Source organism: Aldersonia sp. NBC_00410, from assembly GCF_026342035.1.
Lineage (GTDB): Bacteria > Actinomycetota > Actinomycetes > Mycobacteriales > Mycobacteriaceae > Aldersonia.
The window spans coordinates 64,990-91,885 of record NZ_JAPENM010000006.1 but is presented as its reverse complement, the minus strand read 5'-3'; the positions used below and the strand labels follow the sequence as shown (position 1 = coordinate 91,885).

Here is a 26,896-nt window from a genome sequence, read left to right as displayed (position 1 = left end):
GCCTTCCGAACGGAACGCGGCCAGGTGCACGATATCGAACACCCATTCGAATCACTCGCCACCGCAGGAACACTCGTCCTGCGTGAGTGGAATGACATAGCTGTGATTAGACACGCCGGGCGCGCAGGTGGTCAAGTCGACATCCGAAATCCACTACTATCCAAATCTTTTTGGCTCTTTTCTGGACCGGTGACCAACTCCCAGAATTGCACGCCTAGGCTGTTCGGTCGTGAGTGAAGTGAGCACAAAGGCGGAAAATGCCGGGCCCCGCATCGTCGTTCTGGTCGGCGGAGTGGGTGGCGCTCGGTTCCTTCAGGGCGTGCGCGAACTCCTCGACGGGCGCGGCGAAATCACCGCGATCGTCAACGTGGGCGACGACGTCTGGATGCACGGATTGCGCATCTGCCCGGACCTCGACACGTGTATGTACACCCTCGGTGGCGGCATCGATCCCGAGCGCGGCTGGGGTCACATCGGCGAAACATGGCACGCCAAAGAGGAATTGAGCGCCTACAAGGCGATGCCCGACTGGTTCGGGCTCGGTGACCGCGACATCGCCACGCACCTCATCCGCAGCCAGATGCTACGCACCGGCTACCCCCTGTCCGCCGTCACCGAAGCACTGTGCAACCGGTGGCAACCGGGAGTACGCCTGCTGCCGGTGACCGACGACCGCAGCGAGACCCACGTCGTTGTCACCGATCCCGAAACCGGGGACCGGCGCGCCATTCATTTTCAGGAGTGGTGGGTCCGTTACCGCGCGAATATCGAGACGCACAGCTTCGCCAATGTGGGCGCCGACCAAGCCAAACCGGGGCCCGGTGTGTCCGAATCGCTCGAATCGGCTGATGTGATTTTGCTCGCACCGTCGAACCCGGTGGTGAGTATCGGGGCAATTCTCGCGGTGCCCGGAATTCGCGGCGCGCTACGGACCACCTCCGCGAAAGTAATCGGCCTGTCGCCGGTGATCGACGGAAAACCGTTGCGCGGAATGGCCGACGAGTGCCTGTCCGTGATCGGGGTGCCGACGACCGCCGAAGCCATCGCCGCCCACTACGGCGCGCGCAGCGGGAACGGCATCCTGGACGGCTGGCTGGTGCACTCGACCGATACCGCCCATGTACCCGGTATCGAGGTGCGCAGTGTTCCGTTACTGATGACCAACCCGACGACCACCGCCGAGATGGCGCGCACCGCAATCGCTCTCGGCGGAGTGCAGCTGTGACACCGGACCATGCTGCACCGGCGGGGCTGCAGATCCTCCCCGTCGAGGGTCTGCCCGAATTCCGCCCGGGCGACGACGTCGCCGAACACCTTGCGCGGCAGGCGCCGTGGCTGGCCGATGGCGACGTGCTGGTGGTCACAAGCAAGATCATGTCCAAGGCGGAGGGCCGCATCGTCGCGGCGCCGACCGACCCGGACGAGCGCGACGCCGCACGGCGCCGCCTGATCGACGACGAAGCAGTGCGTGTGCTCGCGCGCAAAGGCCGCACGCTGATCACCGAGAACCGGCTCGGCATCGTGCAGGCCGCTTCGGGTGTCGACGGCTCGAACGTCGATTCCGCCGAACTGGCGCTCCTGCCCGTCGACCCCGACGCGAGCGCCGCGCTGCTGCGCAACCGACTGCGCGAACTGCTCGGTGTCCGCGTCGCCGTCGTCGTCACCGACACGATGGGCCGAGCGTGGCGCAACGGGCAGACCGACGCCGCGATCGGCTCGGCCGGGATCGCGGTACTGCACGGCTACGCCGGGTCCGTCGACGGCCAGGGCAACGAACTGCAGGTCACCGAGGTCGCAATCGTCGACGAACTGGCCGCCGCGGGTGATCTGGTGAAAGGCAAGCTGCGCGGGGTCCCGGTCGCCGTGGTGCGCGGACTCGAACCGCACGACGACGGCACCAGCGCGAAGGCACTGCTGCGCGGTGGCGCGGACGACCTGTTCTGGCTCGGCACCGCGGAGGCGATCGAGCGCGGCCGCGGCGAGGCGCTGCTACTGCGCCGCTCGGTGCGTCACTTCGCCGCCGAACCGGTGCCTGCCACGTTGCTGCGTGCCGCCGTCGGCGAGGCTTTGACCGCACCCGCGCCGCACCACACCCGTCCGGTTCGGTTCGTCTGGCTGCGCAACCGCGAGGTGCGCGACCGGCTGCTCGGTGCCATGCGCGATCAATGGCGCCGCGACCTCGCCGGCGACGGGCTCACCGACGAGCGGATCGAGCGCCGACTCGCCAAGGGCGACATCCTCTTCGACGCCCCCGAGGTGGTCCTGCCGTTCTGCGTTCCGGATGGTGCACACGACTACCCCGACCGGCCGCGGCAAGCCGCCGAGTCGACCATGTTCACCGTGGCGGTCGGCGCGGCGGTGCAGGGCTTGCTGGTGTCGCTGGCCACCAAGGGCGTGGGCAGCTGCTGGATCGGTTCGACCATCTTCGCCGCCGACGTGGTGCGCGCCGAGCTCGGTCTCGGCGCCGAGTGGCAGCCGCTCGGCGCGGTGGCGATCGGCTACCCGCCCGAGGAGCTCACCCCGCGGTCGGTCGCCGACCCGGGCGACGGGCTGGTGGAGCTGTGAGCGCGGACAGCCTGCGCACCTCGTCCATCGACGTGCTCGAGGCCTGGGCGCCCGCCGAGCGCGGTGACGAGGCGCTGCGCCAAACGCTGCTCGCCTTCCTCGGCTCCGCGCCGCGCGGCTGCCTGCGCGAGCACGTGCCCGGACACATCACCGCCTCCGCGCTGGTCCTCGACGAATCCGGTCGCAACGTGCTGCTGACCCTGCACCCGAGGGTTGGCCGCTGGATTCAGCTCGGCGGGCACTGCGAAGAGAGCGACGAGACGATCGCCGACGCGGCGCTGCGCGAGGCCACCGAGGAATCGGGGATGTCCGGGCTGCGCATCGACCCGCGGCTGCTGTCCGCGCACACCCATGCGATCACCTGCTCGCTCGGCGTACCGACGCGGCACCTGGATCTGCAGTTCCTGGTCCGCGCACCGGACGATGCCATCGCCGTGCGCAGCGAAGAGTCGGTCGACCTGCGCTGGTGGCCGATCGACCAGCTGCCTGCCGGTGCCGAGGCCGAAACCCTCGACCGCCTGATCGCCCTGGCCCACGCCCGCTGACCGTCGCCATCTCACAATGTGGGCACGGGCTCCCGCCCACCGGTCCTCCATGAATGGAAGATTTGTTGCGTTGAGCGGAGTGAACGATTCCGTTCACTCCGGCTAACGCGACGGATCTTCCGTTCACAATGTGGGAACGGCGTGGGATTAAGTCAGACGTCGGTGGAGAAGCGGATCCCGCCGTCCGGGATCTTCACACCCGGCCACACCCGCGCTCCACGAAGCAACTCGCACCGTGCGCCGACCTCGGCTCCATCGCCGATCACGCCGTCGCGAACCAGCGCGCGCGGACCGATCCGGGCTCCGGATCCGATGATCGAGCGCTCCACCACGGCACCGGCCTCGACCCGGGCACCGTCGAACAGCACGGCACCGTCCAGGCGAGCGCCCGCGCCGACCTCGGCCCCGCGGCCGACCACCGAGCCGCCGATCACCAGTGCGCCCGGCGCGACGCCCGCACCGGCATGCACCAACGACTCGCCGCGCTGATCGGGCAGTGCCGGCGAGGTCGCGATACCGCGCACCAGATCCGCCGAGCCGCGCACATAGTCCTCCGGTGTGCCCATGTCTCGCCAATACGCGGTGTCGACGTGCCCGAAGATCCGCACCCCTTCGTGCAGCAGCGCCGGGAACACCTCGCGTTCCACCGACACCGGACGACCGGTCGGGATCTTCTCGATGTACTCGCGGCGGAACACGTAGCAACCCGCATTGATCTGGTCCGTCGGCGGATCCTGCGTCTTCTCCAGGAACGCAGTCACCCGGCCGTCGGCATCTGTCGGGACGCAGCCGAACGCACGCGGGTCGCTCACCCGGGTGAGGTGCAGCGTCACATCCGCTTTGGTCGACTCGTGGGTGTCGAGGATCGCGCCGAGTTCGGTGCTGCTCAGCACGTCACCGTTGAAGATCATCACGTTGTCCGCGCGAAGCTTCGAGAGCACGTTACGGATGCCACCGCCGGTGCCGAGCGGTTCGGTCTCGGTCACGTACTCGAGTTCGAGTCCGAGATCCGAGCCGTCACCGTAATGCTCCTCGAACACCTCGGCCTTGAACGAAGTGCCGAGCACCACGTGGTTGATCCCGGCTTCCGCGATGCGGTGCAGCAGGTGGGTGAGGAACGGCACTCCCGCGATCGGCAGCATCGGCTTGGGCGCCGAGAGCGTCAACGGCCGCAGCCGGGTGCCCTGGCCACCGACGAGCACGACCGCGTCGGTCGATGCGTTCTCCGCCATCAATCTCAGATCCTCGTCTTCTCGGGAGCAGTCTTGTCGCGTTGTTTCAGTGCTGATCGAACTGCGATTCGCGACCGAACCGCCAGACCGACCCGCAGCCCCAGTCGCATCGGCGCCTGCCACCACAGTGGATGCCGGTCCGCCTGGAAGCGGTAGGCACTCTCGTGATGAGCGGGGAGCATGAGCTCGGGACGCCGTCCGGCCGCGTGCCCCTTGTCGTGGGTGACCTCGGCCGCCGGGACGTAGACATTACGCCAGCCTGCCCGCCCGAGCCGGTCGCCGAGGTCGACGTCCTCCATGTACATGAAGTAGCGCGAATCGAAGCCGTACACCGAGTCGAACGCGACCCGGCGCAGCAGCAAGCACGAGCCGGACAACCAGCCCACCGGACGCTCGCTGACCGCCTCGTTCTCCTGCCGGTAGCGCCGGGTCCACGGGTTGCCCGCCCACACCGTGCCGAGCACGGCGTGCCCGGCCCCGCCGAGCAGACCGGGTACCTCACGCGCCGACGGATAGATGCTCCCGTCCGGCTCGTGGATGAGCGGGCCGAGCGAACCGGCCCGCGGCCAGCGCTGCGCAGCGTCGAGCAGACGGTCGATCGCCTCGCTACCCCATTCGATGTCGGGGTTGGCTACCACGACGAACTCCACGTCGCCGTCGATCTCGGCCACCGCCCGATTGACCGCGCCGCCGTAGCCGATATTGGCGCCGGTGCGCAGCAGCCGAACGTGCGCATTCGCCTCGGCCACGGCCTCGGGAACGCCGTCGGTCGAGCCGTTGTCGGCGAGGATGACCTGCGGTTTCTCGCTGCTGGCGTGCGCCAGCGTGTCGATGAACCGATGCAGATGGTCGCCGGGCGAATAGGTGACCGTCACGACGGCAAACTGCGGACTCACGTCCGGAATCGTATCGGTCCCCCAGCGGCGCTCCTCGACCCGTGCGGCTCAGTCGCCGGTCAGCGCCGCGCGCAGCCCCGCCCGCCAGTCCCGCAGCGGGGTGAGCCCGGCATCGGTCCACACCCGGTTGGACAGCACCGAGTACGCCGGGCGCGGCGCAGGGCGGACGAACTCGGCGCTGGTACAGGGCCGAACCCGCGCCGGGTCGGCGTCGAGGAGTTCGAACGTCGCGCGAGCCAGGTCGTACCAACTCGCCACGCCGGCATTGGTCAGGTGCAGCAGCGGCGGCGCCTCGGGGTGCTCCGCGAGTTCGAGCAGACCGTCCGCGAGATCGTCGGCATAGGTGGGCGACCCAAGCTGATCGTCGACGACGTCGATGGTGTCGCGTTCGCGCTCGAGCCGGCGCATCGTGGCGACGAAGTCCGTGCCCTCGCCGGTGTACACCCACGCGGTACGCACGACATGCGCGCTCGGCAGCTCCTCGTGCACGGCCAGCTCACCGGCCAGCTTGGTCCGGCCGTAGGCCGTCGCCGGTCCGGTCGTGCCGTCCGTCTCGTACGGGTCGGTCGCGGTGCCGTCGAACACGTAGTCGGTGGAGACGTGGATCAGCCGCGCGTCCACCCGCGCGCAGGCCGCCGCGAGCGCGCGGGCGCCTAGGGCGTTGACCGCGAACGCCCGTTCCTCGTCGGTCTCGGCCCGATCCACCGCGGTGTAGGCCGCGCAGTTGATCACCACGTCGCTGCCCTGCAGCACACGTGTCGCCGCGTCCCCGTCGGTGATGTCCAGCTCGCCCGACCCCAGGCCGCGTAACTCCACGTCCCGCGCCCGCCGAGCGAGTGCCCGGCCGAGTTGTCCCGCCGCCCCGGTGACCGTGATTCGCACGCGGCTCAGTCTGGCACGCCGGTCTTCGCTTGCGCCGACGAGTCCGGTTCGACCAGTAGCCTGGAGCGCGTTCTGCGCCCGCGCCGTTCGGTTGCAGGGCGCGGCTAGGAGAAAGGGATGTCGTTGCCACAGCCGCAAGCCGAGCGGCGTTCGCCACGTGAGTCGGCCGCGCCGGAACCACCGGCCCGGTTCCGGCTGGGGACCGTGCGCGCCGCAGTACTCGGCGTTGCCGCAATCGTCCTGATGGTCACCGGGCTCGGTTGGTACGGCGTCGACACCCTGCGCTCGAATGTCGCGACGGCGGGCGGGCTCGCGCTCGGCGGCGGCAAGGACGGCGCGGTCGACATCCTGCTCGTCGGCACCGACAGTCGCACCGACGCACACGGCAACCCCCTCTCGGAGGACGAACTCGCTTCGCTGCGCGCCGGGGACGACGTCGCCTCGAATACCGACACGATCGTGCTGATCCGGGTACCGAACGACGGCCACTCGGCGACCGCGATCTCCATCCCCCGCGACTCGTACGTGGATGTCCCGGGGATCGGCAAGTCGAAGATCAATGCCGCGTACGGGGCCACCAAGGAGACCAAGCGCATGGAGCTGGTCGAGGCGGGCGAATCCGACGAGGACGCCGACCAGCAATCCACCGAGGACGGGCGCAAGGCGTTGATCGGTGCGGTTGCCGATCTCACGGGTGTCACCGTCGACCACTATGCCGAGGTCGGACTGCTCGGCTTCGTCCTGCTCACCAACGCGGTCGGCGGTGTCGACGTGTGCCTCAACAACGCTGTGGACGAATGGCGCTCGGGCGCAAACTTTCCGGCCGGCGAACAGACTCTCGACGGCTCGAACGCACTCAGTTTCGTGCGCCAGCGACATGATCTGCCGCGCGGAGACCTCGACCGCATTGTGCGGCAGCAGGTCTTCATGGCGTCGCTGGTGAGCAAGGTGCTCAGCGCGAAGACACTCAGCAATCCGGGCAAACTGAGCCAGCTCGCGGACGCGATCACCCGGTCGGTGGTACTCGATTCGGACTGGGACCTCCTCGATTTCGCGCGGAACCTGCAGAACCTCGCAGGCGGCCAGGTGCGGTTCGAGACGATCCCGGTGACCGATCTCGCTGGTGAGACCGACGACGGCGAGTCCGTCGTGCGCGTCGACCCGGACACGGTGCAGACGTTCGTCGCCGGTCTCGCAGGCAAGAAGGAAGACAAGAAGGACGACTCGATCGATCCGCAAACCGTGACGGTGGACGTCGCCAACGACAGCGGCGTGGAAGGCCTCGCCTCCCGCGTCTCGTCTGCACTGTCCGAGCAGGGTTACGTCGAGGGCGAGGTGGGCAACAATTCCGGTGCGACGGTGCCACACAGCGCCGTGCTGGCCTCCTCGGCCAAGGACAGCGGCGCGAAGGCGGTGGCGAAGGCACTCGGCGGACTGCCCGTGGAATCGGATTCCGGCACCCCCGACGGCACGGTGAAAGTGCTGCTCGCCGGTGACTACAGCGGGCCGGGATCATTGTCCGCGCCGGCATCGACCACCGCCGCCTCCCAATCCACGGGAACCTCGACCGAACAGGTGTCCCCGCCGATCAACGCGGGCCAGAACGGACCGAAATGCGTGAACTAGAAACCACATTGACCGATCAACTGCTCGGACCGATCCTCGACCGGGATCCGGCATCGCCGCGGATCACCTTCTACGACGACGCGACCGGCGCCCGAATCGAACTGTCCGGCGCCACCCTGGCCAACTGGGCGGCCAAGACCGCGAACCTGATCTGCGACGAATTCGGCCTCGGCCACGGCGCCCGCGTCACGGTGCTGCTGCCCGCACATTGGCAGACGGCGGCGGTCCTGCTCGGCTGCTGGTGGGCGGGAACGGAAGTGGTGCTCGGCCCCGACGACGACGCGGAACTCGCGCTGGTGACGAATGCCGGGCTCGACGCGGTAAGCAATGCGCCCGAGATCGCGGTGCTCTCCCTCGATCCGCTCGGCGCGCCGGTCCCCGGCCTGCCGCCCGGCATCACCGACTACGCAACCTCGGTCCGGATGCACGGCGACGCGTTCCGCCCCCGCGGCACCGGCCCGGCCCTGAACGGCATGTCCGCCACCGAGATCGCCGATCTCGCTCGCGAATCGGCTGCTGCCCAGGGTATTTCGGCGACCGATCGGGTGCTGTCGAGCGGCGAGTGGGACACCGCGAGCGGCCTGGTCGATGGCCTGCTCGCGCCGCTGTCGGTGGGCGCCTCGCTGGTGCAGGTGGCGAATCCCGATCCGGCGCTCGTCGAGCGGCGAGTGCAAACGGAGAAGGTGACGGTTCAGCGGTAGCACCAGTGCCCATTTTTCGGCGTTAGGCGCGGAATCCCGCGCGGCGCGTCGAAAAGTGGGCGGTGTGTTCCGTATCCGAGCGCGAAGTTATCCACAGCCACCCGTCGCTCGCGGTCCGACGTCGTTTGCCCGTGCAACGCTGAGCACGTGTACGACCATGGGATACGCACCCGCGCAGAGCTACTCGCCGCGGGCATCCGCCCCGGCACCATCTCGCGCAAGTATCACCGCATCCTGCCAAGGATCTATGCGGTAACGGCACCGACACCGCTCGCGCGCTGTTTCGCGGTCACCGTATGGCAGCCGCGGGCCGTGCTGAGCCACCGCACCGCGGCATGGTTGTACGGCTGGCTACCCATCCCGGAGGTGATCGAGGCAACCGTTCCGCCGGAGGTGCGGGTGCGGGTTCCGGATTGGCTGCGGCTGCACCGGCGGCGGATCGATCCGCTGCACCTTGCGACCGGGGCGACAATGCCAATGGTCACGAGGGAGCAGGCGCTATTCGACTGCATGAGCGTCCTGGACGGGGATGAGCGCGACCGCCTTGTCGACCGCTGCGTCGGTGGCGACGTGGACGGCGCGGCGATGCGATTGACCTGCGCAAAGAACTTCCATCGCCGGGGCGCACCGGCCCTGCGGCAACAGCTGCGCGAACGGGCGGTCGGCGTCGCATCGGAACCGGAGCGGCTACTCGCGCGTGCCCTCAACGAGCGCAATTTCGCTCTCGAGTCGAACATTCGCACCGATGGCTACACCGTCGACTTCCTCGATGAGCGCGCACGCCTCGTCGTCGAGGTCGACGGACGCGAATTCCACAGCGAACCAGGAACGTTCCGGTCGGACCGGCGTCGACAGAACCACCTGCAGCTACGCGGCTGGCTGGTACTGCGCTATGCCGCGGCCGACGTATTGCAGGATCCGGCGCGCGTGGCGGAGCAGATCATCGCCGTCGCGCGCCGACGCCGCGCTGCTCGTCGCTGAACGAGAAACGCCCACTTTTCGGCGCCTCGCGTGGGATCCCGCGTGATCGACCGAAAAGTGGGCGCTGCGTGCAGCCGCTACTTGAGCAGCGCGCGCGACATCACGACGCGCTGAATCTGGTTGGTGCCCTCGTAGATCTGGGTGATCTTGGCGTCGCGCATCATCCGCTCGACCGGGAAGTCGGTGGTGTAGCCGGCGCCACCGAACAACTGCACGGCGTCGGTGGTGACCTCCATCGCCACATCGGAGGCGAAGCACTTCGCCGCCGCGGAGATGAAGCCGAGGTTCGGCTCGCCGCGCTCGGCGCGGGCGGCCGAGGTGTAGACCATCAGTCGAGCGGCCTCGACCTTCATCGCCATGTCGGCGAGCATGAACTGCACGGCCTGGTTGTCGGCGATCGCGCGGCCGAACTGCTTGCGGTCCTTGGTGTAAGCGAGCGCGGCGTCGAGCGCACCCTGCGCCAGACCGACGGCCTGGGCGCCGATGGTCGGACGGGTGTGGTCCAGGGTCTGCAGCGCGGTCTTGAAGCCGGTGCCGGGCGCGCCGATGATCCGGTCACCCGGAATCTTGCAGTTCTCGAAGTACAGCTCCGCGGTGGGCGAGCCCTTGATGCCGAGCTTCTTTTCCTTCGGTCCGACGACGAAGCCCTCGTCGTCCTTGTGGACCATGAATGAGGAGATTCCGTTGGCACCCTTGTCGGAGTCCGTCACGGCCATCACGGTGTACCAGGTCGACTTGCCGCCGTTGGTGATCCAGCACTTGGAGCCATTGAGGATCCAGTCGTCGCCGTCGGCCTTGGCGCGCGTGCGCATGCCGGCGGCGTCCGACCCCGCCTCACGCTCGGAGAGCGCGTAGGAGGCCATCGCCTCACCGGCGGCGAGCGACGGGAGCACCTGCTGCTTGAGCTCTTCGGAACCGTTGAGGATCAGGCCCATGGTGCCGAGCTTGTTCACGGCGGGGATCAGCGAGGACGAACCGCAGACGCGGGCCACCTCCTCGATCACGATGCAGGTGGCAACCGAATCGGCGCCCTGGCCGTCGTAGGCCTCGGGAACGTGGATCGCGTTGAAGCCGGAGTTGACGAGCGCGTCCAGCGCCTCCTGCGGGAACCGTTCGTTCTCGTCGACGTCCTTCGCGTACGGCGCGATCTCCTTCTCGGACAGCCCGCGGATCGCGGCCCGGAGTTCGTCGTGCTCATCGGCGAGCTTGAACAGGTCGAAGTTCGGGTTCCCGGCCATAGTTGTGCTCCTGCGAAATCGGATGGGGGTGCGGCACTGAGTGCCATTGATAGGTCCATCATACCGGAATGGTGGCGATATGCGCAGGTGATTGATGCCACCGAATGGCACCGAGTGTCACTGCCTGGTTAGTCGGCATCCGCGGCGAGACGTTCTCGCACGGTTTCCGCGATCCGTCGCGCCGACGTGCCGCGCGGAAACACCGCAACGACGATCTCGTCGCCGGCGTCCGTCTGCGCCCCAGCGAAACCCCGCCGCAATGCGGCCAGTGCGTCGCGGAGGTCGGTTGCGGTGGCACGGCTGGTGTCGCGGACCATCCGGCGCAGCAGGTAGTTGTGCGTCGTGGTCACCACCGCGGCGAACTGCACCAGGTCCAGGTCCGACTCGTCCGGCAGCGCGGCACGCAGATAGTCGCCGAACAACCGCTGATAGCGGAACTCGGTGACGATCTCGCGATCGCGTAGCGCCGGCACCGCCCGCACCACCACGTACCGCCGCTTCGCGATGTCGCGCCACTGCGCGAAACGTTCGAACACCAGCATCGCGGCATCGCAGACCGCGGAAAGCGGATCGTCGTGGTCGGCGGCGAGAAATTTCTCCGCTTGCGCGAGCAGGATCTCGTGATCGGCGAAGACGACGTCTTCCTTCGAGCGGAATTGCCGGAAGAACGTGCGTCGCGAGATCCCGCTGGCATCGGCGATCTCGTCCACCGACGTCGCTTCGTAGCCCTGTTCGGAGAACAGCCGCAGGGCGTTCCCGACCACCGTCAACCGGAAGGCGTCGTCGTCGGGCACGGTGTCCGCCTATTCCTCGCCGAGCAGCCGATTGCGCAGGGCTTCGTCCTTTTCCAGCACCATCGTCTCCAGCCCGGCCTGGAACGCCACCATCCGCCCGCGCAGCGCCGGGTCGTGTGCGCCGAGGATCCGCGCAGCCAGGAGTCCCGCATTGCGTGCCCCGCCGATGGACACCGTCGCCACCGGCACCCCGGCGGGCATCTGCACGATGGACAGCAGCGAGTCCATCCCGTCGAGGTACTTCAGCGGTACGGGCACACCGATCACAGGCAGTGGGGTGGCCGAGGCGACCATGCCCGGCAGATGGGCGGCTCCCCCGGCGCCCGCGATAATCACCTGCACGCCGCGTCCCGCCGCGTCCCGGGCGTAGTCGAGCATCCGCTGCGGGGTGCGGTGTGCAGAGACGACGCCCACCTCGAAGCGGATGCCGAATTCGGCGAGCGCCTCCGCGGCGGCGGACATGGTGGGCCAGTCGGAGTCACTGCCCATGATCAGACCTACAGCAACACCGGTCACTTTGCCTCTCCCCCCTCGTGCGGATCCCAGCCGTCGGCCCAGTCCGCATGCGACATCCAGTGCGCGGCGAGTTCGGCCCGCCGCCGGACCGCCGCGACATACTTCGGGTCGTCGATCGAGCCGTACGCATCGCCGAGCACGTTGACGTGCCCGATCTTGCGGGCGTGCCGCTCGCCCTTGCCGTACAGGTGCACCTTGGCGTCCGGCATGCGCGCGAACAGGTGATGCAGCCGCTCGTCCATCGTCATGTCGGGCGCCGCCGGGGCACCGAGGATATTCGCCATCACCGTCACCGGCGCCAGCGGCGCGGTGTCGCCGAGCGGGTAGTCCAGCACGGCCCGCAGATGCTGTTCGAACTGCCCGGTCCGGGCGCCGTCCATGCCCCAGTGCCCGGAGTTGTGTGGTCGCATCGCAAGTTCGTTGACGAGCACCCGGCCACTGAAGCCGTTGCCGGGCACGGCGCTGTCCGCGTCGATCTCGAACAGCTCGACCGCCATCGCGCCGACCACGCCGAGTTCGGCGGCCAGTCGCAGCGCCAGGCCCTCCGCCTCCGTCGCCAGGTCGCGGTCCAGCCCGGGCGCCGGGGCGATCACCACCGCACACTGTCCGTCGCGCTGCACGGTCTCCACCACCGGCCACGCCGCGCCCTGACCGAACGGCGAGCGCGCGACCATCGCGGACAGTTCACGGCGCAACGCCACCTTGGCCTCGACGAGCAGCGAGACGCCCTTGCCGAGCTGTTCGGTGACCAGGTGTGCCGCCGATTCGGCGTCCTCGGGCATCCACACGCCGCGTCCGTCGTATCCGCCGCGCACCGCCTTGACCACGACGGGCCAGCCGTGCTCGGCACCGAATTCGGTGACATCGGCGGGTGCGGAGACGGTGCGGAATGCGGGTACCGGGATGCCGAGGCCGGCCAGTTTGCGGCGCATCGCGAACTTGTCCTGCGCGTACACCAGTGCCTGCGGCGGCGGTGCGACGTTCACGCCTTCGGCCACCAGCGCCTCGAGGTGTTCGGTCGGCACGTGCTCGTGGTCGAACGTCAGCGCATGTGCGCCGCTCGCGGCCCGGCGCAGGGCATCCAGGTCGGTGTGGCTGCCGAGCACGACATCGGGACTCACCTGAGCGGCGGGATCGTCGGGCTGCTCGGCCAGTACGCGCAGCCGCTGACCCAGTGCGATCGCGGCCTGATGCGTCATTCGCGCGAGCTGACCGCCGCCGATCATCGTCACGGTGGGCAGCTGTGCGCCCGAAATCGATGGGCGATCGGGCGCGGGCGGTGCGGCGGTGTCGGTATCGGAGGAGGAATAACCGGCGGTCACGAGTGTCAATGGTGTCATGCCCGCCCGGGTCGCATGCCCACCCGGGCGGTCGAACAAGCACGGCGGACGTCGTGACACGAATCAACGCCACGCTCGTCGGTTGGCAAGTATTTCGTTGCTTTTCGTACACTTGCCGCTGTGTCAGTAGTCGACGACGCGGTAGACCGCGTCCCCCAACCGTTGCGAGATCTGCTCATCAAGTACAACGAGCTGATCAAGTTCGCGATCGTCGGCGGTACCACGTTCATCATCGACTCGGGCATCTTTTACACCCTTAAGCTGACGGTTCTCGACACCAAGCCGGTCACCGCGAAGATTATTTCGGGCGTGATCGCGGTGCTCGTTTCCTACGTCCTCAACCGTGAATGGTCGTTCAAATCCCGCGGTGGTCGCCGCCGCGACCAAGAGGCACTGCTCTTCTTCGTGGTCAGCGGAATAGGCGTCATTCTGAGCTTTATCCCGCTCGTTATCTCGAGTTATGTGTTCGATTTGCGCGTACCCGACGTGAGTCTCGCCACAGAAAACATCGCGGATTTCATCAGCGCTTACGTGATCGGGAACCTGCTGCAGATGGCATTCCGGTTCTGGGCATTTCGCCGCTGGGTATTCCCGGACGAACTCGAACGCGAAATCGAGGAGCTCGAAGAGGAGTTCAAAGGGCGCTGATCAGCGCGGTTCGCCCACCCGTGGGCGGGCGCCGACGACAGGTAGCCCCGGCTCGACCGCAGTGCGCCCCGCCATCGTCGCGCCGGACCCGTTTTCGGCGGCGGTGAGAAAGACCGCGAACAGGGCCGGCTTGCGCTGGCGCAACTCGAGCCGGCCACCGTCGGCCTCGATGAGGGCCCGCGCGAGTGCAAGCCCCACACCGGTGGAACCGGCTCCGGACACGCCCCGATCGAAGATATGCGGGGCCAGGTCATCGCTGATCCCGGCACCCTGATCCGACACCTCCACGCAGATCCGCGGCGCCCGGCCGGCCACCTTCGCGTCGCGCACCCGCACCGAGCAGGTACCGCCGCCGTGCACCAGCGCGTTGTCGATCAGCACCGCCGCCGCTTCGCGCAACCGCGGACCGGTCACCGGCGAGCGCAGTGCGGCGTCGCCGTAGATCAGCACTCGCCGGCCTCGTTCCTCGAACGGGCGCTCCCACTCCGCGACCACCGGACGCAGTTCGTCGAGCACCGAAACCACCGTGGCGGGATTCGCCTCGTCCTCGCGCGACGCGCGCACCAGTTCGTCGATCGCGGCGGTCAACCGGTCGACCTGCGCCATCGCGGCCTGCGCCTCCTCCACGACGTCCGGATCCGGATGCTCGACGAGCTCGTCGAGACGCAATCGCACCGCGGTCAGCCGGCTGCGCAGTTGGTGCGATACGTCGGCGGCGAGCAGATGCTCGCGTTGCAACCGGCTCGCGATCTCCACGGTTGCCGAATCGAGCACGTCGGAAACGCGGTCGAGTTCGGCGATGCCGTGCCGGCGCGGATCGGGCCGGAAGTCGCCCTCGCCGAGCCGTGCGGCGCGCTTGGCGACATCGCGCAACGGGTCCGACAACCGCTTGGCGGTCACCACCGCAACTGACGTTCCGGCTGCCATCGACGCCACGACCAAGAGCGAAACCGCGCCGACGGCGCGCCACTGCAGGGAGCGCATCTCGGTGGGCGGCTGCTCGAGCCGCAGCGAGCCCGAGGTACCCATCGACAGCGATTCGATGAGCGGATCGGTCACCTCGGGGACCCCGAGGTCGAGCCGGGTCACCCGGTCGGGCGGAGTTGGATAGACGACGACGAGGTGCCCGCCGTCGGGCACGAGCGGCTCCACACCACGCGTGTCGAGCGGCCCTTCGACCATCCCGTTCGCGCCTTCCTGCGCGATGATGACGTCCGCCATCCGGTCGAGCCGATCCTGCATGTCGTTGCGCGTGATGTCCTCGACCCAGAGCCACGCGGTGTACATCAGCGGCAGGCCGAGCACCATCGTCGTGAGGATGACGACGGCCAGGATGGAGAGCAGGATGCGGCGGCGCACGGCTGGTCTGCGCTAATCCACGTTGAACCGGAACCCGACGCCGCGCACCGTCGCAATGCGGCCGGTGCGGTCGTCGCCGAGCTTTCGGCGCAGCCAGGACATGTGCATGTCGAGTGTCTTGGAGCCGCGCAGGTCGGCGTCGCCCCAGACCTCGCGCAGGATCGTCTCGCGCTCGACCACCTGGCCCGCCCGTTCGAGCAGCACCTTGAGCAGCTCGTACTCCTTATTCGCCAGTGCCACCTCTGCGCCGCTCACCAGTACCCGCCGCGCGGCCGGTTCGAGCCGGATGTCGCCCACCTCGACGACCGGGTCATCGGTGGGTGCGGCGCGGCGCAGCAGGGCACGGACCCGGGCCAGCAATTCGGCAAGCCGGAACGGTTTCCCGACGTAGTCGTCGGCACCCGCATCCAGACCGACTACGAAATCGACCTCGTCGGCCCGCGCGGTGAGCATCAGGACGGGCAGATCCCGCCCGCTCGCCCGCACCTGCCGACAGACCTCGAGGCCATCCATACCGGGCAATCCGAGATCGAGAATCAGCAGATCGTGCTCGCCCGCAAGGGCTCGGCCGAGCGCGGCCGGACCGGTTAGCTCCACCGTTACCGTGTAACCCTCGCGTCCAAGCGCGCGCGACAATGGCGCTGCGATCGCCTCGTCGTCCTCCGCCAGCAGTACAGCCGTCACGAAACCAGAGTACGGAGTGCGAACGCAGCGCGAACGGGAGTTAGCGTCGGCGGTCGTCCCAGTCGCGATCGGGTCGGTCCGATTCGCTTCTGTCCAGCTGCATCGCATCGAACACTTGGTGATAGAGCATCGAGTGCACCTTCTGCACCCGGGGAATGTCGTCGTATTCGAGGTCGTCCTCGGACGCGGACCCGATGATCAGCGTGCCGGTGCCGAGCATCCGGTCGACGAGACCGTGCCGGAACTGCACATTCGAGATCCGGCCCATCGGGATGTCGATGCCGGTGTGGGTGAGGATCCCGTGCCGGATCAGCACTCGGCGGTCGGTGACGATGAAATGCGTCGACTTCCAGCGCACCAGCGCGGCACCACAGCGCCACACCACCAGCGCCAGCCAGATCACCAGCACGGCGATGACCGTCCAGAGCCGCACATCGCCGTCGAGGTTGGCCTGCGCCGCACCGATCGCGAAGCCGGCCAGCGCCGTCACCAGTACGAACGTCAAGGCCGGGAGCAGCAGCATCTTCCAGTGCGGATGGCTGTGCAGCAGCAGTTCTTCGTCGGCCGCGAGTGCGTCCTCCGGGTAGCCCATGGCGCGACAGTACCGCTATTGCGCGGCCAGGCAGTACCGCTGTTCCGCGCAGCGGGGGGACCGCTATTGCGCGGTGCGCAGGTGGGTCACATCACCGGCGGTCACGGCCACCGTTTCGCCGTCGGTGGCGATCAGCAACCGGCCGTTGTCGTCGATGTCGCTGGCCGTGCCGACCACCGACGAACCGCCCGGGAGGTCGGCGCGCACCTGGGCACCGAGCGTCACGCACCGCCCGCGGTAGTCCCCGGCGAGCACGCCCGCGGAGAAGTCGTTGTCCGCCCAGTTGGTCCAGCGCTGCGCCAGCGCCCGCAGCAGGGCACGAGCCAGCGTCGTGCGGTCGGTGACCTCGGCGCCGGCCAGTGCCAACGAGGTCGCCTCGGGCACCGGCAGTTCGTCCTCCTGCAGGGACACGTTCAGCCCAACGCCGACCACGACGGCCGGGGACTTCACACCGTCGGTCTGCGGCCACGCGACCTCGGCGAGGATGCCGGCCACCTTGCGCCCGTCGATCAGCACGTCGTTGGGCCACTTCAGGTCCGCGTCGACCTTCGCCACCGTCCGCAGCGCGTCGGTCACGGCGATACCGGTGAGCAGCGGCAACCATCCCAGACTCGCCGAATCCACGTCTGCGGGCATACGGAACAACACCGACGCAGCAATCTGCGCCTGCGGCGGGCTCACCCAGGTGCGCGAGTGGCGCCCGCGACCGTGCTCCTGAAACTCCGCGATCAGCACCGCGCGGTCCGCGTCCGGTTCGCCGGCGCGCGCGAGGAGGTCGGCGTTGGTGGAGCCGGTCTTGTCGACGACGTCGATAGACGAATAGAAATCCATCCCGCGGCGCAGTTCCGCGGCATTGAGCGGAGGCCGATTCAGATCGGTGTACATACCCGAACCCTACGACCGAATCGGAAACGTACTGGCCAGTAGCCGAGTCTCGATTATTCGGTCGAAAGTGTGCTGGTTAACATCGGGTGCCATGACGAGTGTTCAGCAGCAGGCTTCGCCCGGTACGGCGAGTGCTCCAGATATTCACACCACCGCGGGAAAGCTCGCCGACCTGCGCAATCGCATGGAGGAAGCCAAGCACCCGATGGGTGAGGGCGCTGTCGAGAAGGTGCACGCGAAGGGCAAGCTGACCGCTCGCGAGCGCATCACCGCGCTGCTCGACGACGGTTCGTTCGTCGAGATGGACGCGCTGGCCCGGCATCGCAGCGTGAACTTCGGCCTCGCCGAGACCCGTCCGCTCGGCGACGGCGTAGTCACCGGTTACGGCACCATCGACGGTCGCGACGTGTGCATCTTCAGCCAGGACGTCACCGTCTTCGGCGGCAGCCTCGGCGAGGTGTACGGCGAGAAGATCGTCAAGGTGATGGACCTCGCGATCAAGACCGGCCGCCCGCTGATCGGCATCAACGAGGGCGCCGGCGCGCGCATCCAGGAAGGCGTCGTCTCGCTCGGCCTCTACGGCGAGATCTTCCAGCGCAACATCCACGCCTCGGGCGTCATCCCGCAGATCTCGCTGATCATGGGCCCGGCTGCCGGTGGCCATGTGTACTCGCCCGCGCTGACCGACTTCGTCGTGATGGTCGACCAGACCAGCCAGATGTTCGTGACCGGCCCGGACGTCATCAAGACGGTGACCGGCGAGGACGTCACGATGGAGGACCTCGGCGGTGCCCACACGCACATGACGAAGTCCGGCGTCGCGCACTACGTCGCCTCCGGCGAGCAGGACGCGCTCGATTACGTCACGGAGCTGCTGAGCTACCTGCCGAGCAACAACCGCGGCGAGGCGCCGCGCTTCCCGGCCACCGATCCGATCGAGGGCGCCATCGAGGAGTCGCTCACCGCCGAGGATCTCGAACTCGACACGCTGGTGCCGGACTCCCCGAACCAGCCCTACGACATGCACGAGGTCATTCGCCGGCTGCTCGACGACGACGAGTTCCTCGAGGTGCAGGCCCAGCGCGCGATGAACATCGTCGTCGGCTTCGGCCGCATCGACGGCCGCAGCGTCGGCATTGTGGCGAACCAGCCCACCCAGTTCGCGGGCTGCCTCGACATCGACGCCTCGGAGAAGGCCGCACGCTTCGTCCGGACCTGCGATGCGTTCAACATCCCGATCGTGACGCTGGTCGACGTGCCCGGCTTCCTGCCCGGCACCGGCCAGGAGTACAACGGCATCATCCGGCGCGGCGCGAAGCTGCTGTACGCCTACGGCGAGGCGACCGTCCCCAAGATCACCGTGATCACGCGCAAGGCGTACGGCGGCGCGTACGACGTGATGGGGTCCAAGCACCTCGGTGCGGACGTCAACCTGGCGTGGCCGACCGCGCAGATCGCGGTCATGGGCGCCTCGGGCGCAGTCGGGTTCGTCTACCGCAAGCGGCTGCTCGATGCGGCCAAGAAGGGCGACGACGTCGACGCGCTGCGCCTGCAGTTGCAGAACGAGTACGAGGACACCCTGGTCAATCCGTACGTGGCGGCCGAGCGTGGCTACGTCGACGCGGTGATCCCGCCCTCGCACACCCGGGGCCAGATCGTCTCGGCGCTGCGACTGCTCGAACGCAAGATGGTCACCCTGCCGCCCAAGAAGCATGGCAACATTCCACTCTGACGATGCACAAGTCTCGCGGCGCATCCCGACCGACCACGTGGCCCGTTACGCGCGCCGCGAGACGAACGAGCATCGGCAGGGTGAGATTGCGGGCTCGCCCGCGTGCCGCGAACCGAAAGGAACCAGCTGGTGACAGCTGCAGTAGAGGAACAGACCTTGAGTGACGCCGAGCTCACCGAACTGGCCGGCTCCGTCGACGGAGCCGCCGGTGCGGATGCCGCCGCCGAACCGCCGTCCGACGCGGCGGACGACGCGACGACCATCAAGGTGCTGAGCGGCAACCCGGACGATGTCGAACTGGCCGCTCTGGTTGCCGTGCTGGCGGCGGCGTCGGCGTCTGCTCCGGTCTCGCCGCAGTCCGCTCGCCCGCCGGAGAACTGGGGCTTGCCCACCCTGCTGCACCGCCGTACCCCGCCGTTCTCGCCGTACGCCTACCCGTACGTCTCGAACATTCGCGATTGATCCGGCTGATCCTCGCGTCGGCCTCCCCGGCGCGGCTCGCGGTGCTGCGCTCGGCCGGGATCGAGCCGATCGTCCGGGTCTCCGACGTGGACGAGGACGCCGTCGCTCGGGCGCTCGGTCCGGCCGCCGCACCGGAGACGGTCGTCACCGAGCTGGCCAGGGCCAAGGCGCGTGCCGTGCTCGACCGGCTGAACGCCGAGAGTGGACCGCTCGGCGCCGATCACGTGATCGTCGGCTGCGATTCGATGCTGTTCATCCACCAGACGTTGCAGGGCAAGCCACCGACCACGGCGGCGGCGCGGGAGCGGTGGCAGTCGATGGCGGGCAGCTCCGGGCAGCTGCTCACCGGCCATTGTGTGCTGCGACCCGACGGTGCGGGCACGCACGCCGACGCTGCCGCGTGCAGCACGACGACGGTGCATTTCGGGTCGCCCTCGGCCGCCGAACTCGACGCCTACCTCGCCAGCGGCGAACCGCTGCAGGTCGCTGGGGCGTTCACGCTCGACGGCCTGGGCGGCTGGTTCGTCGACCGGATCGAGGGTGATCCGTCCAGCGTCATCGGGATCGGCCTGCCGCTGATGCGCAGCCTGCTCGCCCGGGTCGGCGTCGGTGTCGCCGATCTCTGGACCGGTCGCTGACCACGCTGTTTACGCCCGAGCCGCCGGCCTGGGCGGTGGGTACGCCTAGGATCGACGAGTAAGCCGTACCCACCACGCAGGAGTCGCCCCGTGCCCGTGCCCGTCGACGCCAACCCCGGTTTCGCCGCCTACGCCCATCCCGAACGGCTCGTTTCCACCGAGTGGCTCGCTTCGCGTATCGGTGATCCCGCGATCAAGATCGTCGAGTCCGACGAGGACGTCCTGCTCTACGACATCGGCCATGTTCCCGGCGCGGTGAAAATCGACTGGCATGTCGATCTCAACGATCCGGTCACCCGCGACTACATCGACGGCCCCCAGTTCGCCGCGCTGATGGACCGCAAGGGCATCGCCCGCGACGACACCGTGGTCATCTACGGCGACAAGAGCAACTGGTGGGCCGCCTACGCCCTGTGGGTGTTCACGCTGTTCGGTCACGAGGACGTGCGCCTGCTCGACGGCGGTCGCGACGCTTGGATCTCCGAGGAGCGCGACACCACCCTCGAGGTGCCGAACACCGCCACGACCGGCTACCCGGTGGTGGAGCGCGACGATTCGAAGATCCGCGCGTTCAAGGACGACGTGCTCGGCGCGCTCGGCGCCATCCCGCTGGTGGATGTGCGTTCGCCGCTGGAGTACACCGGCGAGCGCACGCATATGCCGGATTACCCCGAGGAGGGCGCGCTGCGCGGCGGGCATATCCCTACCGCGGTCAGCATCCCGTGGGCGAAGGCGGCGGCCGCGGATGGCCGTTTCCGCAGCCGCACCGAGCTCGACGAGATCTACTCCGACTTCGCCTCCGACGCCGACGTGATCGCGTACTGCCGAATCGGTGAGCGCTCCAGCCACACCTGGTTCGTGCTTACCCATCTGCTCGGCTTCGAGAACGTGCGCAACTACGACGGCTCCTGGACCGAGTGGGGCAACACCGTGCGCGTGCCGATCGTGAAGGGCGAAGAGCCCGGTTCGGCGCCGGCGCCGGCACGATGAGTTCGCTCCCGGCGCCATTGGCCGAGATCGTCGCGGATTTCGCGGCGGTCGACGGTCAGGACAAGCTGCAACTGCTGCTCGAGTTCAGCCGGGAGTTGCCCGAGCTGCCCGAGCATCTGCAGCAGGACGCGATGGAGCCCGTGCCCGAGTGCCAGTCGCCGCTGTTTCTCGCCGTCGACGCCAGTGACCGCGAGCATGTGCGGCTGCACTTCAGCGCGCCCGCCGAGGCACCGACCACGCGCGGGTTCGCGTCGATTCTTCATCAGGGGCTCGACGGCAGCGCGGCGTCGGAGATTCTCGATGTGCCCGATGACTTCTACAGCGCGCTCGGACTAGCGGAGTCGGTGAGCCCATTGCGGCTGCGCGGCATGTCGGCGATGCTGGCCAGAATCAAGCGCCACCTGCGATAGCTCTCGGAAAACCCAAACCTACTGCTCAGTAGGCATATCCAAACAGGATCCGGTTTCAGTTTCCGAAATCACACTGCTTAGACTCCGGGACAATGCATTCACTTCGCCCGATCGACACAATGCGGATCCACGGTATCTGCAAGGGCGATAAGTAACGTCGTGAACACAGGAGGCTCAGTGCCCACACATGCCAGCGCGCACATAACGAAGGTGCTCGTCGCGAACCGAGGCGAGATCGCTGTGCGGGTCATCCGGGCCGCAAAGGACTCCGGATACGGCAGCGTCGCCGTCTACGCCGAACCGGACGCCGATGCGCCGTTCGTGAAACTCGCCGACGAGGCGTTCGCGCTCGGTGGCCAGACCTCGGCCGAGTCGTACCTCGTGTTCGACAAGATCCTCGACGCCGCCAAGCGCTCCGGTGCCGACGCGATCCACCCCGGCTACGGCTTCCTGTCCGAGAACGCCGACTTCGCCCAGGCCGTCATCGACGCCGGGCTGATCTGGATCGGTCCCTCGCCGCAGTCCATTCGCGACCTCGGCGACAAGGTGACCGCCCGGCACATCGCCGAGCGGGCGAAGGCCCCGATGGCCGCGGGTACCAAGGATCCGGTCAAGAACGCCGACGAGGTCGTCGCGTTCGCCAAGCAGTACGGCGTCCCCGTCGCGATCAAGGCGGCGTTCGGCGGTGGTGGCCGCGGCATGAAGGTGGCGCACACCATCGAGGAGATCCCGGAGCTGTTCGATTCGGCCACCCGCGAGGCGGTCTCGGCGTTCGGCCGTGGCGAATGCTTCGTCGAGCAGTACCTCGACAAGGCCCGCCACGTCGAAGCACAGGTCATCGCCGACCAGCACGGCAACGTCGTCGTCGCCGGTACCCGTGACTGCTCGCTGCAGCGCCGCTTCCAGAAGCTGGTCGAGGAGGCCCCCGCGCCGTTCCTGACCGACGAGCAGCGTCGCAAGATCCACGAGTCGGCCAAGGCCATCTGCCGCGAGGCGCACTACTACGGCGCCGGCACGGTCGAGTACCTGGTGCAGGGCGATACCGTCTCCTTCCTCGAGGTCAACACCCGCCTGCAGGTCGAACACCCGGTCACCGAGGAGACCGCCGGCATCGACCTGGTGCGCCAGCAGTTCCGCATCGCGAACGGCGAGGCCCTCGAGATCACCGAGGATCCGACCCCGCGCGGGCATTCCTTCGAGTTCCGGATCAACGGCGAGGACGCCGGCCGCAACTTCCTGCCTGCCCCCGGCCCGGTCAGCGTCTACAAGGAGCCGACCGGCCCCGGCGTGCGCGTCGATTCCGGCGTGGTGGCCGGCAGCGTGATCGGCGGCCAGTTCGACTCGATGCTGGCCAAGCTCATCGTCACCGGCGAGAACCGCACGCAGGCCCTCGAGCGGGCTCGCCGCGCGCTCGCCGAGTTCGAGGTCGAGGGCCTCGCCACGGTCATCCCGTTCCACCGCCACATCGTGGAGAACCCGGCGTTCGTGGGTGACGGGGAGAAGTTCGACATCTACACGAAGTGGATCGAGAACGACTGGGAAAACACCATCGAGCCCTACACCGCCGGTGAGCCGATCGACGAGGACGAGGCCGGCCCGCGACAGAAGGTCGTCGTCGAGGTCGGTGGACGTCGCGTCGAGGTATCGCTGCCGGGCCAGTTCTCGGTCAGCGGCGGTGCCGCAGCCGGTCCGAACGGCGCCATCCGTAAGAAGCCGAAGGCGCGCAAGCGAGGCGGCGCGGCCGGCGGTGCCGCCTCCGGTGACGCCGTGACCGCGCCCATGCAGGGCACCGTCGTGAAGGTCGCCGTGGAGGAGGGCCAGGAGGTCGCCGCGGGCGATTTGATCGTGGTGCTCGAGGCGATGAAGATGGAGAACCCGGTCAACGCGCACAAGGCCGGCGTCGTCACCGGACTGTCCGTCGAGGCCGGTGCCGCCATCACGCAGGGCACCGTACTCGCCGAATTGAAGTAGCCGCACCAGCTTTCCGCAGAACGGGCCGCGCCGGACTGGCGCGGCCCGTTCTTTTGTCGGTGCGTTCCAGGCGCAGGCGTGCTACCGTCTCGGCGATCGTGATCAATCGGCAGGAGGTGAGACCCATGACCGCAGTATCGGCAGGGGTGCTCCCCCGCAGTCCACGATCGCGCGACTGAGGTAGTCGCCACCGGGAGCGCCCGCCAGGCAATTCGCGAAAGGCGACTCCCATGAACACCTCATCTTCTGCACCTCTGCACATCGACGCCACCAGCCGGGTACGCGCCGCGGGCGAGCGAGCGGTGGTCCTCGGCGGCGGCGGATCGACCGGCAACGCGTGGCTGATCGGCGTGGCTGCCGGCCTGTTCGATGCCGGGCTGGACGTGACCACAGCCGACCTGACCGTCGGGACGTCGGCCGGGTCGACGGCCGCAGCTCAGCTGGCCGGCGCGACCCCAACCGAGCTGCTTGCCGCCATCCTTGCGGCTGCCCCCCAGCAACGGACCGGTCCGGTCGGAACCGAGCGCGGACACGTGCCGATCAGGCCGGTGGCGGACCACTTGACGCGGATAAACAAGATCATCGCCTCCGCCGAGGATGCGCCCGACATGCGCCGCCGAATGGGCGCAGCGGCACTGGACATGGACGCGGCATCGGACGGCTCCTGGCAAACACAATGGCGCGCCACCGTCGCCTCCCGGCTGCCCGGTCAGCGCTGGCCGCAACGAACGGTGCTCATCACGGCAGTCGACGCCGATACCGGTGAACCGGTCGGGTTCGACCGCGACAGCGGGGTCGACCTGGCGGACGCCGTCGCCGCCAGCTGTGCCAGTGGCCTCCCCTACCGGATCGGGGACAGCCGGTACATCGACGGCGGCTACCGACGCAACGAGAATGCCGATCTGGCAACCGGATACGCGCGGGTGCTGGTGTTGTCACCCTTCGGCGGCAGGTCACTGCAACCGCCGGAGTGGGGCATGCAGCTCGCGGCGCAGGTCGACGAGTTACGCGCACGCGGCAGCAGGGTCGAGACCATTTTTCCCGACAGCAACTCCGAGCACCTGTTCGGCGCCAATGCGATGGATCTCTCGCTGCGCCCGCCTGCCGCTCGGGCCGGTTACGAACAAGGCCGAGCCCGCGCCGAGCAGCTCACCGAATTATGGTGCTGACTCGCTCGGGTCGCGGGATCGCCGAAGATAGTTGAACATTGTCGGACGCGTTGCAGCGAGGCAGCGTGACAGCCCGCCGGGTGCGGCGAATACCACCGGGGCGGGGCCGTCCGCACACGCCGAGGTGTCTCCATGACGACCGCTCCGGTTCGCATCAAGCGCAAGCATCCCGTGGACGACGTGCTGCCGGTTCCCAAACTCGCGGCCTACGGGTTCCAGCACGTCGTCGCCTTCTACGCGGGCGCGGTCCTGGTGCCGATCATCATCGGCGGCGCCATCGGCCTGTCCGAGGCAGAGCTGCTGAAGCTCATCACGGCCGACCTGTTCACCTGCGGCATCGCCTCGATCATCCAAGCGGTCGGATTCTGGAAGGTCGGTGTCCGGCTGCCGCTGCTGCAGGGCGTGACCTTCGCCGGCGTCTCCCCCGTCATCGCGATCGCGCTCGCGCACGGCGGCGGCACGGACGGCCTGCTCTACGTCTACGGCGCGGTGATCGTGGCGGGCGTGTTCACCTTCGCGATCGCGCCGGTCTACAGCAGGCTGCTGCGGTTCTTCCCGCCGGTGGTCACCGGCACGCTGCTCACCATCATCGGCATCGCGCTACTCCCGGTCGGTGCGGGCGATGCGGTCACCAATCCGCAGACCCACGAGCACGATCCGACCAACGGCCGCTGGCTGCTCTACGCGCTCGGCACGATCGTGCTGATCGTGTTGATCCAGCGCTTCTTCCGGGGATTCCTGGCCACCATCGCTGTGCTGATCGGGCTGGTCGTCGGCACCGTCGTGGCGTTGATTCTCGGCGACGCCAGCATGTCCGGCGTCGGTGACGCATCCGCCATCGGGTTCACCCCGCCGTTCGCTTTCGGCGCGCCCAAATTCGAGGTGGTCGGCTGTATTTCGATGATCATCGTGCTGATGATCTGCGCGGTCGAGTCGACCGGCAGCGTGTTCGCCACCGGCGAGATCGTCGGCAAACGCGTGCGCAAGGACGACATCGCCGCGACGCTGCGGGCCGACGGTGTCGCGACGGTCATCGGCGGGTCGTTCAACTCGTTTCCCTACACCGCGTTCTCGGAGAATGTCGGCCTGGTCCGGCTCACCGGCGTGAAGAGCCGCTGGGTGGTCGCGGCGGCCGGCGTCATCATGATCGTGCTCGGGCTGCTGCCCAAGGCCGCCGCCGTCGTCGCCGCAATCCCGCCGCCGGTCCTCGGCGGCGCGGCGCTCACGCTGTTCGCCACCGTCGCGGTGGTCGGCATCCAAACGTTGTCGCGAGTGGACTTCACCGATCACCGCAATCTCATCATCGTGGCCACCAGCCTGGCGCTCGCCATGTGGGTGACCACCTACCCGGAAGTCTCGCAGGCTGTCCCGAGTTGGCTGGAGATTCTGTTCGGCAGCGGCATCACCATCGGCGCGGTATCCGCGATCGTGCTCAATATCCTGTTCTTCCACATCGGCGGTCGCGGGCCTACCGTCGCAGGTGGACCCGGCCGCGGCATCAGCCTCGGCGAGGTGAACAAGATGACCGAGGACCAGTTCAAGCAGACATTCGGCCGCGTGGGGCAGAACGTCGACTGGGTGCTGGAGCGGGCGTATGCGCAGCGGCCGTTCGCGGACGCCCACGACCTGCGCGGCGCGTTCCAGGACGCGTTGCTGACCGGATCGACCGAGGAGCAACTCGAGCTGATCCGGGCCTTCCCCGATCTCGGTTCCGAGGACGAGACCGGTGTCAGCCGAACCGTCGATCACAAGGCGCTCGACAATCTCGAGGAGGACGAGCACAGCAACGTCGTCGAACTCGCCTCGGCCTACCGTGCGCATTTCGGCTTCCCCCTGGTCATCTCGGCGCGGGAGACGGAGCACTACGACCGGGTGCTGCGCAACGGCTGGGCCCGGATGGACAATTCCGAGACGGTGGAGAAATCGTTCGCGCTCATCGAGATCGCGAAGATTGCCAACTTCCGGTTCGATGATCTGGTGGCCGATGCCAACCCCATCGCGGCGGCGGTGTTCGGCAGACTGAACGATCTCGGCTGAGAG

The 26,896-nt window shown here is 68.1% G+C and carries 26 protein-coding genes; 15 read left to right on the top strand and 11 right to left on the bottom strand.

Annotation, left to right across the window (positions count from 1 at the left end; translation table 11 throughout):
- Nucleotides 1–229 precede the first annotated feature (229 nt).
- Genes cofD through OG921_RS15265 form a run of 3 tightly spaced genes read left to right on the top strand, consistent with a single transcriptional unit; the run spans nt 230 to nt 3,110 of the window.
- Nucleotides 230–1,225 (top strand): 2-phospho-L-lactate transferase, encoded by a 996-nt coding sequence (cofD, locus tag OG921_RS15275; RefSeq protein WP_266113328.1) that lies wholly within the window; start codon nt 230–232, stop codon nt 1,223–1,225.
- The gene (locus tag OG921_RS15270; RefSeq protein ID WP_266113327.1) at nt 1,222–2,565 is read left to right on the top strand and encodes a coenzyme F420-0:L-glutamate ligase; all 1,344 of its coding nucleotides are present in this window, start codon (nt 1,222–1,224) and stop codon (nt 2,563–2,565) included. The genes cofD and OG921_RS15270 overlap by 4 nt, the downstream gene beginning before the upstream one ends.
- The gene (locus tag OG921_RS15265) at nt 2,562–3,110 is read left to right on the top strand and encodes an NUDIX hydrolase (protein ID WP_266113326.1); all 549 of its coding nucleotides are present in this window, start codon (nt 2,562–2,564) and stop codon (nt 3,108–3,110) included. The genes OG921_RS15270 and OG921_RS15265 overlap by 4 nt, the downstream gene beginning before the upstream one ends.
- 152 nt (nt 3,111–3,262) lie before the next feature.
- On the opposite strand, the gene OG921_RS15260 is transcribed toward OG921_RS15265, so the two are convergent.
- The 3 genes from OG921_RS15260 to rfbD are packed head-to-tail and all read right to left on the bottom strand — an operon-like array spanning nt 3,263 to nt 6,120.
- Nucleotides 3,263–4,342: an NDP-sugar synthase gene (locus OG921_RS15260; RefSeq protein ID WP_266113325.1), complete on the bottom strand. Its 1,080-nt coding sequence runs from the start codon at nt 4,340–4,342 to the stop codon at nt 3,263–3,265.
- Nucleotides 4,343–4,347: 5 nt separating this feature from the next.
- A complete protein-coding gene (locus OG921_RS15255) occupies nt 4,348–5,238 on the bottom strand; it encodes a glycosyltransferase family 2 protein (RefSeq protein WP_266113324.1) in 891 nt (296 codons plus the stop codon).
- Between the two features lie 48 nt (nt 5,239–5,286).
- Complete coding sequence (gene rfbD, locus OG921_RS15250) at nt 5,287–6,120, bottom strand: dTDP-4-dehydrorhamnose reductase (protein WP_266113323.1); 834 nt, start codon at nt 6,118–6,120, stop codon at nt 5,287–5,289.
- A 243-nt stretch (nt 6,121–6,363) separates the two neighbouring features.
- On the opposite strand from rfbD, the gene OG921_RS15245 reads away from it, so the two are divergent.
- From OG921_RS15245 to OG921_RS15235, 3 genes are all read left to right on the top strand, one after another.
- A complete protein-coding gene (locus tag OG921_RS15245; RefSeq protein ID WP_266113599.1) occupies nt 6,364–7,746 on the top strand; it encodes an LCP family protein in 1,383 nt (460 codons plus the stop codon).
- The gene (locus tag OG921_RS15240; RefSeq protein ID WP_266113322.1) at nt 7,734–8,447 is read left to right on the top strand and encodes a TIGR03089 family protein; all 714 of its coding nucleotides are present in this window, start codon (nt 7,734–7,736) and stop codon (nt 8,445–8,447) included. The genes OG921_RS15245 and OG921_RS15240 overlap by 13 nt, the downstream gene beginning before the upstream one ends.
- 147 nt (nt 8,448–8,594) lie before the next feature.
- Complete coding sequence (locus OG921_RS15235; RefSeq protein ID WP_266113321.1) at nt 8,595–9,428, top strand: DUF559 domain-containing protein; 834 nt, start codon at nt 8,595–8,597, stop codon at nt 9,426–9,428.
- Between the two features lie 77 nt (nt 9,429–9,505).
- Here the strand turns inward: OG921_RS15235 and OG921_RS15230 are convergent, their stop codons facing one another.
- The 4 genes from OG921_RS15230 to OG921_RS15215 all read right to left on the bottom strand — a co-directional run bounded on the left by OG921_RS15230 (nt 9,506) and on the right by OG921_RS15215 (nt 13,298).
- Nucleotides 9,506–10,666 (bottom strand): acyl-CoA dehydrogenase, encoded by a 1,161-nt coding sequence (locus OG921_RS15230; protein ID WP_266113320.1) that lies wholly within the window; start codon nt 10,664–10,666, stop codon nt 9,506–9,508.
- Between the two features lie 128 nt (nt 10,667–10,794).
- Nucleotides 10,795–11,460: a TetR family transcriptional regulator gene (locus tag OG921_RS15225; protein WP_266113319.1), complete on the bottom strand. Its 666-nt coding sequence runs from the start codon at nt 11,458–11,460 to the stop codon at nt 10,795–10,797.
- A gap of 9 nt (nt 11,461–11,469) precedes the next feature.
- Nucleotides 11,470–11,949, bottom strand: coding sequence for a 5-(carboxyamino)imidazole ribonucleotide mutase (gene purE, locus OG921_RS15220; RefSeq protein WP_266113598.1), 480 nt, complete (start codon nt 11,947–11,949; stop codon nt 11,470–11,472).
- 23 nt (nt 11,950–11,972) lie between these two features.
- Nucleotides 11,973–13,298, bottom strand: a complete 1,326-nt coding sequence (locus tag OG921_RS15215; RefSeq protein ID WP_266113318.1) for a 5-(carboxyamino)imidazole ribonucleotide synthase — start codon at nt 13,296–13,298, stop codon at nt 11,973–11,975.
- A gap of 138 nt (nt 13,299–13,436) precedes the next feature.
- On the opposite strand from OG921_RS15215, the gene OG921_RS15210 reads away from it, so the two are divergent.
- The gene (locus OG921_RS15210) at nt 13,437–13,964 is read left to right on the top strand and encodes a GtrA family protein (RefSeq protein ID WP_266113317.1); all 528 of its coding nucleotides are present in this window, start codon (nt 13,437–13,439) and stop codon (nt 13,962–13,964) included.
- On the opposite strand, the gene OG921_RS15205 is transcribed toward OG921_RS15210, so the two are convergent.
- The 4 genes from OG921_RS15205 to OG921_RS15190 all read right to left on the bottom strand — a co-directional run bounded on the left by OG921_RS15205 (nt 13,965) and on the right by OG921_RS15190 (nt 17,484).
- Nucleotides 13,965–15,323 carry a HAMP domain-containing sensor histidine kinase gene (locus OG921_RS15205; protein WP_266113316.1) on the bottom strand — a complete coding sequence of 453 codons (1,359 nt, stop codon included), beginning with the start codon at nt 15,321–15,323 and terminating at the stop codon, nt 13,965–13,967.
- A 12-nt stretch (nt 15,324–15,335) separates the two neighbouring features.
- On the bottom strand, nt 15,336–16,007 hold the full coding sequence (locus OG921_RS15200; RefSeq protein WP_266113315.1) for a response regulator transcription factor: 672 nt from the start codon (nt 16,005–16,007) through the stop codon (nt 15,336–15,338).
- A 40-nt stretch (nt 16,008–16,047) separates the two neighbouring features.
- Nucleotides 16,048–16,599, bottom strand: coding sequence for a PH domain-containing protein (locus OG921_RS15195; protein WP_266113314.1), 552 nt, complete (start codon nt 16,597–16,599; stop codon nt 16,048–16,050).
- 63 nt (nt 16,600–16,662) lie between these two features.
- Entirely contained in the window at nt 16,663–17,484 is an 822-nt protein-coding gene (locus OG921_RS15190; RefSeq protein ID WP_266113313.1) for a biotin--[acetyl-CoA-carboxylase] ligase, read from the bottom strand.
- 91 nt (nt 17,485–17,575) lie between these two features.
- On the opposite strand from OG921_RS15190, the gene OG921_RS15185 reads away from it, so the two are divergent.
- From OG921_RS15185 to OG921_RS15150, 8 genes are all read left to right on the top strand, one after another.
- On the top strand, nt 17,576–19,216 hold the full coding sequence (locus OG921_RS15185) for an acyl-CoA carboxylase subunit beta (RefSeq protein ID WP_266113312.1): 1,641 nt from the start codon (nt 17,576–17,578) through the stop codon (nt 19,214–19,216).
- Nucleotides 19,217–19,345: 129 nt separating this feature from the next.
- On the top strand, nt 19,346–19,678 hold the full coding sequence (locus OG921_RS15180; protein ID WP_266113311.1) for an acyl-CoA carboxylase epsilon subunit: 333 nt from the start codon (nt 19,346–19,348) through the stop codon (nt 19,676–19,678).
- Complete coding sequence (locus OG921_RS15175) at nt 19,675–20,316, top strand: nucleoside triphosphate pyrophosphatase (protein WP_266113310.1); 642 nt, start codon at nt 19,675–19,677, stop codon at nt 20,314–20,316. The genes OG921_RS15180 and OG921_RS15175 overlap by 4 nt, the downstream gene beginning before the upstream one ends.
- Nucleotides 20,317–20,406: 90 nt before the next feature.
- Nucleotides 20,407–21,306, top strand: coding sequence for a sulfurtransferase (locus OG921_RS15170; RefSeq protein ID WP_266113309.1), 900 nt, complete (start codon nt 20,407–20,409; stop codon nt 21,304–21,306).
- A complete protein-coding gene (locus OG921_RS15165; RefSeq protein ID WP_266113308.1) occupies nt 21,303–21,716 on the top strand; it encodes a SufE family protein in 414 nt (137 codons plus the stop codon). The genes OG921_RS15170 and OG921_RS15165 overlap by 4 nt, the downstream gene beginning before the upstream one ends.
- 177 nt (nt 21,717–21,893) lie before the next feature.
- A complete protein-coding gene (locus OG921_RS15160) occupies nt 21,894–23,687 on the top strand; it encodes an acetyl/propionyl/methylcrotonyl-CoA carboxylase subunit alpha (RefSeq protein ID WP_266113307.1) in 1,794 nt (597 codons plus the stop codon).
- Nucleotides 23,688–23,917: 230 nt separating this feature from the next.
- The gene (locus OG921_RS15155; protein WP_266113306.1) at nt 23,918–24,856 is read left to right on the top strand and encodes a patatin-like phospholipase family protein; all 939 of its coding nucleotides are present in this window, start codon (nt 23,918–23,920) and stop codon (nt 24,854–24,856) included.
- A 132-nt stretch (nt 24,857–24,988) separates the two neighbouring features.
- Nucleotides 24,989–26,893, top strand: a complete 1,905-nt coding sequence (locus tag OG921_RS15150) for a solute carrier family 23 protein (RefSeq protein ID WP_266113305.1) — start codon at nt 24,989–24,991, stop codon at nt 26,891–26,893.
- Nucleotides 26,894–26,896: the final 3 nt, after the last annotated feature.